11 protein-coding genes are annotated in these 14,643 nt (G+C 59.9%); 4 read left to right on the top strand and 7 right to left on the bottom strand.

Annotated features, from left to right (window positions below):
• Positions 1–488: 488 nt before the first annotated feature.
• The 6 genes from B5525_RS23455 to B5525_RS23430 form a co-directional block, all read right to left on the bottom strand.
• Positions 489–2,990: a two-component system VirA-like sensor kinase gene (locus B5525_RS23455; protein ID WP_079568129.1), complete on the bottom strand. Its 2,502-nt coding sequence runs from the start codon at positions 2,988–2,990 to the stop codon at positions 489–491.
• Positions 2,987–4,024, bottom strand: a complete 1,038-nt coding sequence (locus tag B5525_RS23450; RefSeq protein WP_079568128.1) for a cytochrome-c peroxidase — start codon at positions 4,022–4,024, stop codon at positions 2,987–2,989. Before B5525_RS23450 ends, B5525_RS23455 begins: the two co-directional genes overlap by 4 nt.
• The gene (locus tag B5525_RS46505; protein ID WP_244567552.1) at positions 4,021–4,731 is read right to left on the bottom strand and encodes a DUF1127 domain-containing protein; all 711 of its coding nucleotides are present in this window, start codon (positions 4,729–4,731) and stop codon (positions 4,021–4,023) included. The genes B5525_RS23450 and B5525_RS46505 overlap by 4 nt, the downstream gene beginning before the upstream one ends.
• 188 nt (positions 4,732–4,919) lie before the next feature.
• Positions 4,920–5,597, bottom strand: a complete 678-nt coding sequence (locus B5525_RS23440) for a winged helix-turn-helix domain-containing protein (RefSeq protein WP_244567551.1) — start codon at positions 5,595–5,597, stop codon at positions 4,920–4,922.
• A gap of 349 nt (positions 5,598–5,946) precedes the next feature.
• Positions 5,947–6,993, bottom strand: a complete 1,047-nt coding sequence (locus B5525_RS23435; RefSeq protein ID WP_079568126.1) for an alpha/beta fold hydrolase — start codon at positions 6,991–6,993, stop codon at positions 5,947–5,949.
• A gap of 58 nt (positions 6,994–7,051) precedes the next feature.
• Complete coding sequence (locus B5525_RS23430) at positions 7,052–7,510, bottom strand: DUF6130 family protein (RefSeq protein WP_244567550.1); 459 nt, start codon at positions 7,508–7,510, stop codon at positions 7,052–7,054.
• A gap of 892 nt (positions 7,511–8,402) precedes the next feature.
• Between B5525_RS23430 and B5525_RS23420 the strand changes: the two genes are divergently transcribed.
• Complete coding sequence (locus B5525_RS23420) at positions 8,403–9,632, top strand: acyl-CoA dehydrogenase family protein (protein ID WP_079568123.1); 1,230 nt, start codon at positions 8,403–8,405, stop codon at positions 9,630–9,632.
• Between the two features lie 305 nt (positions 9,633–9,937).
• On the opposite strand, the gene B5525_RS23415 is transcribed toward B5525_RS23420, so the two are convergent.
• Positions 9,938–10,594, bottom strand: coding sequence for a winged helix-turn-helix transcriptional regulator (locus B5525_RS23415; protein ID WP_172899949.1), 657 nt, complete (start codon positions 10,592–10,594; stop codon positions 9,938–9,940).
• A 197-nt stretch (positions 10,595–10,791) separates the two neighbouring features.
• Between B5525_RS23415 and B5525_RS23410 the strand changes: the two genes are divergently transcribed.
• From B5525_RS23410 to B5525_RS23400, 3 genes are all read left to right on the top strand, one after another.
• Positions 10,792–11,460, top strand: a complete 669-nt coding sequence (locus tag B5525_RS23410; protein WP_172899948.1) for an alpha/beta fold hydrolase — start codon at positions 10,792–10,794, stop codon at positions 11,458–11,460.
• A gap of 144 nt (positions 11,461–11,604) precedes the next feature.
• A complete protein-coding gene (gene blh / locus B5525_RS23405; protein WP_079568121.1) occupies positions 11,605–12,900 on the top strand; it encodes a bifunctional sulfur transferase/dioxygenase Blh in 1,296 nt (431 codons plus the stop codon).
• A 433-nt stretch (positions 12,901–13,333) separates the two neighbouring features.
• Positions 13,334–14,263: a 5'-methylthioadenosine/S-adenosylhomocysteine nucleosidase gene (locus tag B5525_RS23400; protein ID WP_079568120.1), complete on the top strand. Its 930-nt coding sequence runs from the start codon at positions 13,334–13,336 to the stop codon at positions 14,261–14,263.
• The last annotated feature ends 380 nt before the right edge of the window (positions 14,264–14,643 follow it).

Below are 14,643 nucleotides of genomic sequence, written 5' to 3'. Positions count from 1 at the left end.
TCACCTTTGCTAACTATCATCTCGTCGAGGGCGCTCCGGCCTTTTGAATGCTGATCGTCATCCACAATAGAACGTGATGCGTGTCATGTTTAGCGTCAAGTCAAGGCCCTCCAACAGTAGACTCCCCCTCCTGGTTGAGCGTAGAGAGCAAACTTTGTTCATTAGCTATGCTGCTCCGGCGTGATACTCATGGGCTCAGCCGACTACGTTCCGTTTTACCGAACACCAAGTGCACTACACAATGATGTCTGCGTCGTTACGGTTGTAATCGTCCTCTGCGGTAGGAGCTAATTCGAATCTCCTGCCTGAGATCGGCCCCAATCGAGTTGACGGAGCATATCGCCTTCATCTGTCCAAGGGATGATTGCCGTCACCGGCCCGAATATTTCTTCTTGGGCGCGGAGGGTATCGTGGAGATGGCGTCGGCGTTCGCTGGGAGCGTCTGCTAGGAATATGAGGGAGCATCGGCCTCCACCGCGATCGGTTCACTAAGCCAGCCAATATGCTCCGTGCGAGGAGTTCGGCGGTGGCTTCGCTTCTGGCCCGGTTAGTTGCGAACAGCGATTGAGGGCCGCCGCGATTTCTGCGGTAACTAAGGGCCAATGCACAACGTCGGCGATGCCGGATAACATTAGACTATTGATTTTTATTTCATCCGTCGATTTCGTCGCCAGCACGATTGGCAGATGGGGCGCGGCCTCGTGCAGCGCAGCCGCCAATTCGAGCGACGATTTGGTCGACCCGAGATGGCCAACGATCAGCACATCGAACCGCTCTGGAGCGGCACGGCACGCGGCCAACGCCGCGTCGGCAGCTGTAAATCCGACCGGCTCATAGCCGAGCGCCGCCAAAATCTCTTCGTCCCTCAGTAATCGCGCGCTATCGCTGGCAGCAATCAGCACTGTCTCGCCAAATCCCAGTGGACGCACCGGCGCATCCAGCCCCGGCGTGGCCGTCGCCAGGCAGGGCAACCAAACTTCGAAACGACTGCCCTCGCCCGTGCTCTCTACGTTCATCGCTCCGGTATGGTCACGTACGATTTCATGTACCGTTGCCAGTCCGAGGCCGTTCCCGGTCGGACGTGTTGTGAAGAAAGGCTCGAAGAGCCGAGCCAGAGTCAGCTTGTCCACGCCACGGCCGGTATCCCTCACCGCTATTCGCACATATCGGCCCGCTTGAAGCTCGCCATGGGTGAGCAAGTGCCCGTCGGCGACTTCGTGCACCTCGGTCTCGACCTCAATGCGTCCGGAATTTTCCATCGCCTGCGCTGCATTGTTGCAGAGATTGAGAATCACCTGCTGCAATTGCGCCAGCTCGCCAGACACGACGGCGGTCACCGGCGGTTCGTGGATCACGAGATCGATCCCGGGCGGCAGGGACACATTCAGCAGCGACGCCGCCTCGGTAATCACAGCCCGGGCACTCAAAGGCCTGCGACGCGCGTCGCGGTGGCGTCCGAATGTAAGAATCTGATCGACGAGATCGCGCGCCCGCTCTGCTCCGCGGCGGATCGCATCGAGATTGCGAAGCGGCCGGGCGTCCGGACCGAGATGCTCTTCAATCACTTCCGAATGGCCGAGAATCCCACCCAGGATATTGTTGAAGTTATGGGCGATGCCGCTGGTGAGCGTACCTACCGTTTCCATGCGCTGGGCCTGCTGCAAGCGCGTCTCCAGCCGTGAACGTTCTTTTTCCATGGTGTGCCGTTCGACAGCATAGACGATGGCATCGAGAGCCATGCGCAAAAGACTGAGTTCGCCGGAAGCGGTAATGCGACAAGGCCGGCCCATCGCATCGAAACCGAGCGCAACGCGGGTACCGTCCTTATCGACGTTCGTCACGCACGCCCATCCCCCAATGCCAAGGGCCACGCACGCGTCTTTATTTTCTCCCGGCGGCATCCGACTGACGCGTGGAACATGGACAATTCCATCGGCGGACGGGCCGAGTTGGGCCGCGAGCACCGGCGCAGCTTCCGGCCAGCCCGGCGAAAAGCTCATCCCTGCCCTGCACCAGACGTGCAGCCGCGGCGTCGGCCCAGACAACACAAAATAGGCGCGGTCGCTACCGATGCAGTTCACCATATCGGCGAGCGCTCTTACGATCTCCGCATCGATATTCTGCGACGGCGCGTTGATGAAGCGCATTGAAATACCCGCGAGCACGTGCTCGAACGCCGCGCGGCGCTGAAGTGCGTTCGCCCGCGTCCGCAGCCGCAGGCCAAGATAAACCAGAAACCCGACCAGAAGCAGCGATGTGCCGTAGAGCAGCCGACGGTACTGTCGTGCCGTCGTCCTCGATATGCCCTGGCGCATCAAGATCATCGCGCGGAGCGAGTCCTGGTCCCGATTTCGCTGCAAAGCGCGCATCGCCGTCAACGTGTTGTCGACTGCGGGCAGAAGGTCATGAAGCAAGCGTCCGTGCGCCAACAATGCTTCCACGGATTCACTATCGCCGGATGAGCGAGCCCGGTTTCCGAGTTCATCCAGCCGGTCTTGGACGTCGCGCGCAGCTGCCGACGAGGTATCGAGCGTGAAGTGAAGCATCGCGGCAGCCGCGGCGCTGATTGTCGGGCCCAGATCCGATGAGACCGGACGGACGCTGAACCGCCCGAAAACAGCAAGGGAATTGTGCAACAGCGCGTTGTCGCTCTTGAAGCGTTCGACCAACTTCTCTTGCTGGTCGACTGACGCCACAAGTTGATCGAGGGCTGCTGTCGTCTCGCTATCGATTGCGGCAGTCTCGCGCAGTCGAGAAAGAGATTCGTGCAGTTCGTTGATCTCACGGACCAATGGATCGTAGTTGCGTAATGTGCCGGCGCGCGCCGTGAAGACATCGCGGTACAGCGCGCTTTCCAGCATTGCGAAGCGGTCGAGCGCCGCGAACGCAAGATCGAACAGTTCCGCTTCTGGGTTGATGGCGCGCAACGACAGCCAAGTCAGCAGCAGCACGAGAAGGGATACGATCGCCGCGGCCGGAGTTACCTTCATTGAGACGCCCCGACGACGGCTCGGCCGCGATAGGTCCCGGTCAGTGTCTTCAAGTACGCAACGAGGGAATCGACTTGTTGATCCGTCAGCGTCCGATCAAGCTGCGCTGCCGCCATCTTGCGCACGGCCTCCTCGAGGGTCGGTGCGCTGCCGTCATGAAAATAAGGCGGCGTTGTCGCGACGTTGCGCAGGCTCGGTACTCGCACAATCTCGGGTTTCCCCGGCACGAGTGGGCGGAAGACCCCCTGCCGCTCGAAGAGATTGCCGCCGACATTCACGCCCTGATGGCAAGAGCTGCAGCCGAGCGATTTGAACAATTGATAGCCCGCCAATTCGCCAGGCGAAAGCGCCGACGCCTCGCCACCGAGCCAGCGGTCAAATCGGCTTCCCGGCGTAAGCAACGATCTCTCAAAGGTCGTCAGGGCGTCCAGGAAGCTGGCGCGATCCGGCGTACGCCCGTAGGCCGCGCGAAACTGTTGCACCATCTGCGGATCGGCGTTGAGCTTGCGAAGGACTTCATCAACGCTCGTCCTCATGTTCACCGGATTTTCCAATGACGACTCGACATGTGCCCCGAGGTCCCGAAAGTTGCCCTCCCAATTCATTCGAAAATTGAGTGCAGCATTGAAGACAGTCAGAGTGTCGAAAGGAGGTTTCGACCCGTCATGGGCCACGGTTTGGCCGCCGCCGGCACCATTGCTTCGCAAGTCATGACAGGACGAGCACGCGAGCTTTCCATCGGCGGACAGGCGATGGTCACCGAACAGACGCTCTCCAAGTGCCAGCTTCCGCGGCTCGGCCACGGGCGGCGGCGGAATCGGTGTTATCGGTTCCTGATCGGCCAACGGCTTCGCGCCCGAGGGCTCGGAATCGGGAGCTTGCGCAGCCGCTCCAATCGCCAGCAGTAGTAGCGTCAGGCAGATCCACAGCGACCGCCGGCCCGCGCGCGAAACGGCCGGCACCACCAGCCCGCGCGCAGACGTAATTTCCAAATGGTGACGCCGACACGAGACCGGCGACCGCAATTGTGTCATTCGCAACGATCTCCACGGCCCTCAAGGTGTTCGATGTCGGAGCGGGAAATTCCGATATCTCTTAGCCTTCGATCGTCCAAAGACCGCAGCTTGGCAATCGTCAGGCGGCTGTCTCGCCCGCAGCGGATTCTCGATCGAAGGCTCGCAAGAAACGACGCGATAGACGTGCTCCACCCCGCAACAGCGGCGTGCGTCCTCTCCGATCGCTCGATGTGTTCGGTCTTCACAAGAGCAGCTGCGCTGGACCGAGTCTGACGCGATACCAAAAACGGCGCGCGTCCTCTGATCCCGTCGTTTGCAATCGGGGATATTTCACTCAGACCGGATGTCCGGCTCTGAAGCTGATTCGGATTTCCGTGCTCGGATGGCGTGCCGCGCGCCGGATCGCGCTGATCTACGGATTCACCCACGCTCACAAAGCCTGGATACATCGCTTCGCCATAGGCAGCGCAGCCCGCGAGAGCCTGCGCAAATGTCCAGGACACGACCGTGGGCAGGAAGTCCGGAACTGCGACTTCAGCGCACGCGGCAAATCCCGCGGCAGCCTTCACAATGAACCGCGCCGCTGCCGCGACGGTTGAGCGCCGCGTGGCATCATCCTCGGACGACACCGGGAGCGCGCTGATCTCCGTCGAATATCTGCTCGCCTCATGCCCGGTAAGGACGACCGGCGATCGGCCGCCATGGAATTGCTTGTCGAACTGCATTGACCTCTCCCGAAAGCTATTAGCTCGGAAGACCCTGCCTTGCGTATGTTGCCGCCAAATTCGAGCGTTGGAGATTAAGGCTACAGTTGTAACGCGGCGCGCCGCTTCTTTGGTTCCGGACATGGACAATGGCGCGCATCGCGGAACCCGGCCGGCATTCACTTGCCGGTGTGTTCGACAGGCCATCATCAGAGTGCTTCGACGGGCAGCGCAAACACGTAGCCGACGCCGCGTTCGGTCAAGATGACGCGCGGCGCGTTCGGATCGGTCTCCAGCTTGCGCCGCAGCCGTAGTACCTGCACGTCGATACTACGATCGAAGACATCTTCATGGATCCGGGTCGCCTGCAGAAGGTGCTCGCGGGAAAGCGGTCGCTGCGGAGCATCGAGAAACGCAAGCAGAAGCGCGTATTCGCCCTTGGTCAGTGCAACCGGGATTCCGCTGGAATCAGTGAGGCGCCGGATGCGCCGGTCAAGCTGCCAGCCGCCAAATCGGCAGCGCCCTCTTTCCTGGTCGCGCTGGACGGCTGCCTGGCCAGCTTCCCGCCGACGCAGCACCGCCCGGATGCGCGCTAGAAGTTCTCTCAGACCGAAAGGCTTCGTCATGTAGTCGTCGGCGCCTAATTCCAGCCCGACAACCCGGTCGATCTCGTCGCGACGATGACCCGTGGTGATGATCACGGGAACATCTGAGTGTGACCTGATCTCGCGGAGCAGATCGAGCCCATCCTCCTGGCCGAGCCGCAGATCGAGGATCACTAGATTCGGCTCTTCGCGGACAAGCAAGCCAGCTACTTGATCTCGTCCGGAGGCCGAGATCGCCCGGATGTGGTGTTCCCCAAGGTAGTTCATCACCAGGTGCCGCATGGTGTGGTCGTCTTCGACAACAAGGCATGTCGGCTGGCTTCGCTCGGTACTAACCCTTTGGCCCGATGGGCTAAACACCTCGATTCCGCTTCTACCGGACCCACTCGTTTCGCCGCTCGACGGTACGCCACCATGGTTCATCTGCGGTTTCTCCGATGCCATTCGATCAATAGGGCGGTGATCTAGCCGTTCATGCCAACAAAACAGCCAGGTGCCTGGCGACGGCCGTTCTGGGGCACCAGCTGCTCCTGTTTCCGTCCGCAGGGGATGCACTTCCTGGCATCGCCTTAGACACGTGGGCCAGTAGCCGATTGCCCGCGTAGTTAAGCGCCTTGTAGGGCGCGTTTGGTCATGCGTTGCCGACGTCGACGACGGCTTGAGCGAAGGCCTGCGGGGCTTCCTGAGGCAGATTGTGACCAATGCCGCCTTCGATCAGCCGGTGCTCGTACTTGCCGGAGAATTTGTTGCGATAAGACGCAGGCACCGGATGCGCCGCACCGTTGGCATCGCCTTCAAGGGTGATCGTGGGCACGGTGATGACCGGAGCCGCGCTCAGTTGCGCTTCCAGATCATCGTATCGCTGATCGCCGGCCGCCAGGCCGATCCGCCAGCGATAGTTGTGGATCACGATCGCGACGTGATCCGAGTTGTTGAAGGCCTCGGCGGAGCGCTCGAACGTTGCATCGTCGAAATGCCATTTCGGTGACGCCGTCTGCCAAATGAGCTTTGTGAAATCGCGGCGGTTCTTGTCGTAGCCGAGCCGGCCGCGCTCCGTGGAGAAATAGAACTGGTACCACCATGCCAATTCGGCCTGCGGCGGCAGCGGCTGCTGGTTGACCTTGACGCTGCCGATCAAATAGCCGCTGACGGAAACGAGAGCCTTGCACCGCTCGGGCCAGAGGGCGGCCAAGATGTCAGCCGTGCGCGCGCCCCAGTCAAAACCAGCGAGGACTGCCTTCTGGATCTTGAGTGCGTCCATCAAGGCGATGATGTCGAGCGCCATGACCGATTGCTGGCCGTTTCGAAACGTATCGCCGGAAAGGAACCGCGTCGTGCCATAGCCGCGGAGATAGGGAACGATCACCCTAAAACCCGCAGATGCCAGCAAAGGCGCGACATCGACATAGCTGTGAATGTCATAAGGCCAGCCGTGCAGAAGAATGACCGGCGAACCATCGGGAGCGCCAGCTTCAGCATAGCCGATATTGAGAACGCCGGCATCGATCTGCTTCAGTGTGCCGAACGACGTATTCGTCCCTAGCTTGATCGCAGGCAGCGGTTTTGCGGTGCCGGATTGCGCGTTCGCAAATCCGATCAAGCCGAGTTGCGCGGCAGCAAAGGCCGTGGTCACCGTACCGAAGAAGCGGCGGCGATGAGGATTAATTTCTTCGAACATTGATTTTTCTCCAATTCGGTTAGAGGAGCTCGATTCATCAAGTGGGGATGAAGAACGGTCAGTGGTGGCCGCTCGTGGCATCCCCCGCCGGGACCACGAATTCGACGACGGCTTTGTCAAGGGGCTGATGGTTCGCGTTTGCCAGGATGATCTGGACCTTGTGCGGTCCCGCGGGAAGACCGACGAGGATGAGGGGCTCGCCGCTGGTATCAGCCCAGTGCCACGGCGCATCATCCACGATGACATGGATGTGCCCGATGCGGGGCGACACACCGAGGGCATTTGGGCCGAACACCGGTACGATCCGGAGATTCTCGGCACGATACTGGATAAAGACCATGCCGTGGGAGAGTGGTTCGGCCAAGGGCGCATCGACAATGATCTTCGCCGGGGGCTGCGGGGTCGTGAGCGGTACGACGCCGGCCGGCCCGAGCACCTCGCCCGCGGTTTGAGCCATGGTGGTGGACGCGTAGAGAGCAGCGGTCGCTGCTATCAAGGTCATGAGAGCTGCTTTCACCGTTAGTTCTCCTGGAGAATTTTCCGCTTGGGCGCGGCCGCTTAGCCCCGAGCATTGAGTTGGGAGAGTGCGGGCTTTCTCTGCGTCGAAAGCCCACCTCTTCTCCAGATTTCAGGCTTGGCTCGTCAGCCCGAACTGCGACCGCTAAAGCGATGAGCCCTCAGCGCAGAGATCTGAAGTGAAGGCCGCCCGGACCTCGGTGCTGAAGAGTTCCGGCTCATCCCACGCCGCGAAGTGGCCGCCCTTGTCGACTTCGTTGAAATAGATGAGCTTGTGATAGCTCCGTTCGACCCAGCTTCGCGGTCCTGGCCTCCGGCTCAGACGATGTTGATCACGACGTCGATGTTGCCCCGCGTGGCTTTGGAATAGGGGCTGGTGCGCTTCGCCGCGGTCGATACTCATAGATACCTCGGTATTGATGACTACCGTGGTGTAGGTGCCTTATTCTATTCTGCCAAGAAGGCACGCTGCTGATACCGAGGGCACAGTATTGTAATCGAGAGCGGGCGTTGCCGCTCTGAATCGGCACCACGCAGTGACCTCTTCGATCGCAAAGATTTCAATGGCTTGTTGTGTCAATCAGCGCCGAAACGCGAAGCCGATACACACGGATGACCACATACTCGCGGAGCAAACGCGGCGCCATTTTGAATCGGATCGTTCGGCCTCTCGATACGATGATAAGATCCAGAGTTCGGGGTCGTCTGGTCGTCCATCCACTGATTACGGAGGTCGGTCTTCCGGTCGAGTCGGCAACGCGCTACTCTCCCATTTTTGATAAATGAACGAAATCGCGGCGTCGGTTGCGATCGTAACGCTAATTTCCAAGGCTGAAATCTCGCGGTAGCACGGCCTGGCCATTCTCGCTCCGGCAATCAATTGGGAGATTGAGATGACCACGACGCATCAGATAGCAAACCGACACTCGCCGCGGGGCTTTGATTCGGGCGTGAATGAAACGATCGTAACGCGTGCCCGGGATCTTGTTCCGGAGCTTCGCGCCCGCTCAGAGGAAATCCACACTCTTGGCAGAATTCCTGCCAGCCTTTTCGAGCGCGTCGAAGCCGCCGGGCTGTTAAAGCTCTCAACGCCGCGTAGCTACGGCGGTCTTGAAGTCAATGTGAACACACGGAAGGCCGCGCTTGCCGAACTCGGGCGCGGCGATTTGTCAGTTGGCTGGGTTGCTGCCTTGATGAACAATGCTGCATGGGGACTCTATGCGCTCTACCCAAAACACGTTACAGACCAATTGTCCGCTACGCCTCAGGGCTTCCGGGGATGCGTCGGCGCGGCCCTTGTCAAGGCCAAGGTGATTAAAGCATCAGGCGGCTACGTCATCGAGAACGGCCAATGGGCGTTCAATTCTGGCGTTTATCATGCCAATTGGGATTTGCTCGCTATACCCCTGGTGGACGAGGCCGGGAATGTTACGGATCACGGCTTCGCTCTCGTTCCCATCGAAGACATCACAATTCTGAACGATTGGGACGCGATGGGGCTCAGAGGAACCGGTAGTTCCGGCGTCTCGGTCCGGGATGTGTTCATACCGGAGGAGCGAGTAACCTCTGCGTCAGGATTGTTAGTCGGAGATACCCAAGCTGCACTAGCCAATGCGCCGCTCTATCGCACCGCCGCCGATCCACTATTGACAATTTCGCAGCTGTTTCCGCTTCTGGGTGCTGCGCAGACTGCCCTTGAACTCTTCCTCGACCGATTGCCCGGCCGCATGATTTACGGCCTGAATGAAATGATGGCTGAATCCGCCGTTACGCATCTGCAGGTGGGAGAGATCACCGCGAAGATCGATGCGGCGAATCTCGTTGTGCAGCGCGCGGCCGAAGACCTCGATCGAAACGCAGAGGCTGCGAGTGAATATATGCCGATGCTCGACCGCGCCCGCGTCAGGCGCGACGTTGGATTCGCTACCCGGCTACTTACGGAAGCGGCGGACACAATCACTTCAGCCTATGGCGGATCGGCTGCAGGGGCTGCCAATCCTCTGGGACGCGTTTGGCGCGATCTTCGCGTCGCAACCTTGCACGGATTGCTGGTGCCAGCCCGTGGCCTCGAACTGTACGGCCGGCTCCGCTGCGGGCAACCGTCTAAGATGGCAATGATCTAGTGGATAAAGTCTGACGTTTGAATCCGTTTGGGGATTCCCGATTGGGCTGTTGCGTGCGAGTCTTGTTGCGCGAAATCTGTTCAACAGACGGGCCGTGGATGTTCGGGGAGAGCGCCGGCAGCCCCCGGTCGGATGACCTATCGTGACTACGCACCGTGCGCGCCTGCGATCCGTCGCGCGGGTCGCCGGGCGATCAAGCCCGCATTCCGCGGGGGCGGGGCAGCAGCCGATCGGAATGATCGGTCTGAACGGGAACAGGCCGAGCAGCCAAATGCGGGGCTGGAGCATTCCGGCCGCTTACCGTTTCAAATCGCAGCCACACAGGGAACGCTCTTGCAATCTGCAGATCGCCATCGAGCTGCAGTGCCGGCCGCGTCGCGCCATTTGGTATGGCCAAGATAGACTTCGACGTAATCACGGATATTGCCGCGAAGTGTAAGATCGACGGCAAACCCCGGGTCCTTCATGCAGACATCGACGCCGGATCGGCCGAGGATCAGCCACATGATTCGGAATTTCGTGCGGCTCGCCGGCACGCCTGAAAATTCGAAGCGCAGGACGACGTGGCGATCCGGCAGCGCACTCAGATCGACACGCCTGCGCAATCCCCATATCAGGAGGGCGGGATCAAGATCGGTACGTTTGATCCGGTCGTGGGTGTAGGTCATTCCCCACTGGCCGAGCGCGTCCACTACCGCGCGCAAGCCCTCGCCGGCAGGCGTGAGCCAGTACTCATGACCGGCGCCGTCGGCGCGCGGCCGGCGTTCAATGACACCATAGTCCTCGAGCTCACGCAGCCGCGCGACCAGGACGGCGCGCGAGATCAGCGGCACGCCGCGATGGATGTCGTTGAAGGAGTGCACGCCAGCCATCAGTTCGCGCACGATGAGCGGAGTCCAGCGGGTGGCGAAAATCTCTGATGCCTTCGCGATCGGGCAGAACTGACCATAGCTTGCTGACATGCGCCCCATGTAGTCACCGGCGGCCGGACCTGCCAGTACGAAAAACAGACTTGGCAGGGCGAGGCGCCCTGTCCACATGTCGGCGCGGCGTCGCGATGTGCGGCACCGTTTCTTTCACGTTCAGGTCGCCTCGTGTCATGGCGCCTACATCGCAAGGAGTACTCCGCAATGACCGATTTCATCCTGATCCACGGCGCGTGGCGTGGCAGCTGGACCTGGACCCGCGTGCGTCGCCTGCTGGCGGCCGCGGGCACCAGGTGTTCACGCCGACGCTGACAGGCCTCGGAGAACGCTCCCACCTCTTGAGCCGCGACGTTGGCCTCGACACCCATGTCGCGGATGTCGCCAATCTCATGATTTGGGAGGACCTGCGCGACATCGTCCTGGTCGGAGCTTCCTACGGTGGTATCGTCGCGCGCCACGTCGCCGACCGGATGCCGGACCGGATTCGCTCGCTGGTCTATCTCGACGCCTTCGTTCCCGAGAACGGCAAAGCGCTTTTCGACTATCTGCCTGATAGCGGCGAGAGCATGCGGCAACTGGCTGTGGCCCACGGCGATGGCTGGAAGATTCCGCCGATACCGGCATCGGTCTTCGCGGTCAATGCGGCGGACGCCGCCTGGGTGGACCGTCAGTGCACGATGCATCCGCTGTCCAGTTGTGAAGCGCCGGCGCGGCTCAGCGCCGCCTGCGACGGCATCGCAAACATCGGATACATTCTGGCGAGTGGCCATGATGGTCCCTTCGGCCAGTTTTACGCCAAGGCAAGAGAGCGCCGCTGGTGGCTGGAGAAGCTTGCATGCGGGCATGATGTGACGCTCGACATGCCCAATGAGCTCACGGCCCTGCTGCTGCAGCACACATAGAGAGCGGCCGCCGCCATCGTTTGCTGGAGCGACGGAAGTGCCGACAGGTACAACGGAAAACATCTGCTCGTCGTGAGCTTTTCAGCACGTGACCACGTGCTCAAATGCCTGCTCAGGATATCGTTATTGTGAAAGGAGCCCGGAATGAGCCTGGTTCGGATTTCGGAAAACCTTGCTGTTGCCGAGCAACCTTCGCCCGGGGCATTCCGGCAGTTCAAGGAGGACGGTTTCACGGCCGTCATCAACAATCATCCCAACGGAGAGGAGCCGCATCAACCGGGATCTGCTGCCGAAAAGTGCGCAGCAGAAGACGCTGGCCTCGGCTACCGCTTCATCCCTGTCACTTCTCCTCAAATCACAGAAGCCGATGTGCGGGCTTTTCAGAAAGCCGTCGCCGATTCGCCCGGACCTGTACTGGCCCACTGCGGGAGCGGCACGCGTTCGTTGACACTTTACGCGATCGGTGAAGTGCTCGACAGACGGATGAACCCCAAGGACATTCGCCCGTTCGGGGAAAGATTCGGTTTCGACCTCACTGTGGCGGAACAGTGGATTGCCCGGCGCGGGAAGCAACGGCCAACCGTCAAGGGCTTCTTCGATCCCCGGACGTCCAGTGTCCAGTATGTCGTCTCCGATCTCGCCACGGCGAAATGCGCGATCATCGACCCGGTGCTCGATTTCAATGAGAGGTCGGGCGGGACCGCGACGTGGAGCGCTGATGCTATTCTGGCTTATGTCGCCGAGCAGGAATTGACCGTCGGGTGGATTCTCGACACACACATCCATGCCGACCATTTCTCGGCCGCGCCTTACCTCCAGCGGAAGACCGGGGCGCCGATGGCGATTGGCGATCACGTGCGCGATGTGCAGCAGCTTTGGGCCACGATCTACAACTGGCCGTCGGTATCGAGCGAGGGGCCGTTCTGGGACCACCTGTTCGCGGATGGCGAGCGTTTCGAGATCGGCTCGCTCGCTGCGCAGGTCGTGTTCTCGCCAGGCCATACGCTCGCCTCGATCACCTATCTGATCGGTGATGCTGCTTTCGTGCATGACACGTTGTTCATGCCGGATAGCGGTACGGCCCGCACGGATTTTCCGGGCGGTGACGCCAAGCAGCTCTGGAAGAGCATCCAGGTCATCCTTGCATTGCCAGATGAGACGCGCGTGTTCACCGGGCACGATTACCAGCCGGGCGGCCGCCATCCGCGCTGGGAAAGCACTGTAGCCGAACAGAAACGCTCGAACACGCACATCGCTGACAAGACGGAGGATAGGTTCGTCGATCTCCGCCAGGAGCGCGACCGGACCTTGCCGATGCCGAAGCTCATTTTGCCGGCACTGCAAGTCAATATTCGCGGCGGGCGGCTCCCGACCCCGGAGGACAACGGCCGGAGCTATCTCAAAATCCCGCTCGATGTGCTTCCCGGTGCTGTGTGGTGACGCCATGACCAAACAGAACTCCAAAGCTGGCGGCGGGGATAACGCCGAATATTACATAACATTCGATCCGCGAAATCTTCTGGCACAGTCTTGTTATTCGCGATGTTTGTCTATCCGCGGTTATCACGGGAGGCTCTTTTTTTGCACACAACCTACAACCGCTTCGTCCCCACAATGCCGCGCTGCTGCCGGCAGCGGAAGCATCCGCGCGTGGTTAGCCTTGATGCGGCGGCCCCTGGGGGCGCATCCGATTGCTCGAGTTGATGAAACAATCACTTGCTGCGCCTCGCTGGCAAGGTGGTCGCTTAGTCAAATATTCGACCGCCGTCCATCTCCGCGCATTCTTACAATCGTAAGATAAAACTTGCGAACTGAAACATAACGGAAGTCGGGCTCACGCCATGATAGGCGATCATCACGAGGGGAGGCCGCTTTGAGGTACAGGCTTGGTTTGATCGTAGGTTTTACCGTCGCATTCGGCGGGACGCTATTGAGCACCATCAGCCTGTCTCATGCGGGCGACAAGATCGATACCACCAGCCGTACGGCAGTGATATCCGGGTTCAAGCCGGAGTGGACAGAACTTAGAGCCGCCCTGAAAAATCGCAAAAGTCGGATCGTTAACGGCGTCGAATACGTCACAGGCGAAACCGAGGGCCAACCCGTTCTGCTGTTGTTGAGCGGCATCAGCATGGTCAATGCTGCGATGACAACTCAGTTTGCGTTCGACCATTTTAGGGTCAGTCGGATTATCTTCTCCGGCGTTGCCGGTGGCCTAAATCCGGACCTCGAAATCGCAGATGTAGTCGTGCCGGAATATTGGAGCGAATACCTCGAAGCTGTTTTCGCTCGCAATGTCGGATCCGACTACAGTCTTCCCAAGTTTGCCAAACCGGCTCAGACCGAAAATTTCGGCATGATTTTCCCGCAACCCGTAGAAATTGCCCAAGCTCCCCTTGATCCGGAGGACCGCGTTTGGTTTCCCGTCGATCCAAAACTCATGGCTCTGGTCAAGACGGTCTCCAGCAGGGTTCAACTGAACAGATGCACAACCGATCGAAAATGCGTGGACCGTCAACCTAGGATTATCATTGGGGGCAATGGCGTCTCAGGTCAGGCCTTTGTCGATAATAGTGTCTTTCGGGATTACGTATACAAAGCATTCCATGCCGACGCTGTAGATCAAGAGAGCGCGGCAATAGCCCATGTTGCCTATGCAAACAAAATTCCCTTTGTTGCCGTCCGAAGCTTGTCGGACCTTGCAGGCGGTGAGCCCGGCCATAGTTCATTCGACGACTTCAAGGACCTCGCAGCGGCGAATTCTGTCCTGCTGGTGCGCGCGCTACTGAAGGCACTACCCTGACGATGGTGATGCAATGCATCTGTAGCGTCTTTTTCTGAATACCAAAAAAGCAGTTGAATGCCGTTGAATGCCATTCCGATATTTTCCGAAACTGCGCCTCGTCGGCCGCCTGGCAGAACATTGAACATGAAGTTGAGCAAGCGAGACGTCGTCTTGGCGGGGCTAGGCGCGAAGCGCAGCCACGGCTCCCTTGGAGTCCGCCCAAAACCCGTTCGATCCAGTGCGGAGAATGGCAGCGCGGTGAGATCTCAGATAGCCGTCAAAGTGGCTAGTCTGTGGAGCAACGTCGAGTATCCCTGTCACAAGCCACCTGAGCGGACACGTCGCTGTTGTGCACCCATGTACGTTCAACACGTTGTCGCAATTACACCAGAAGGAGA

This window comes from Bradyrhizobium erythrophlei, assembly GCF_900129505.1.
GTDB lineage: Bacteria > Pseudomonadota > Alphaproteobacteria > Rhizobiales > Xanthobacteraceae > Bradyrhizobium > Bradyrhizobium erythrophlei_D.
The sequence above is the reverse complement of the archived record's forward strand: the minus strand, read 5'-3'. Positions and strand labels throughout refer to the sequence as shown.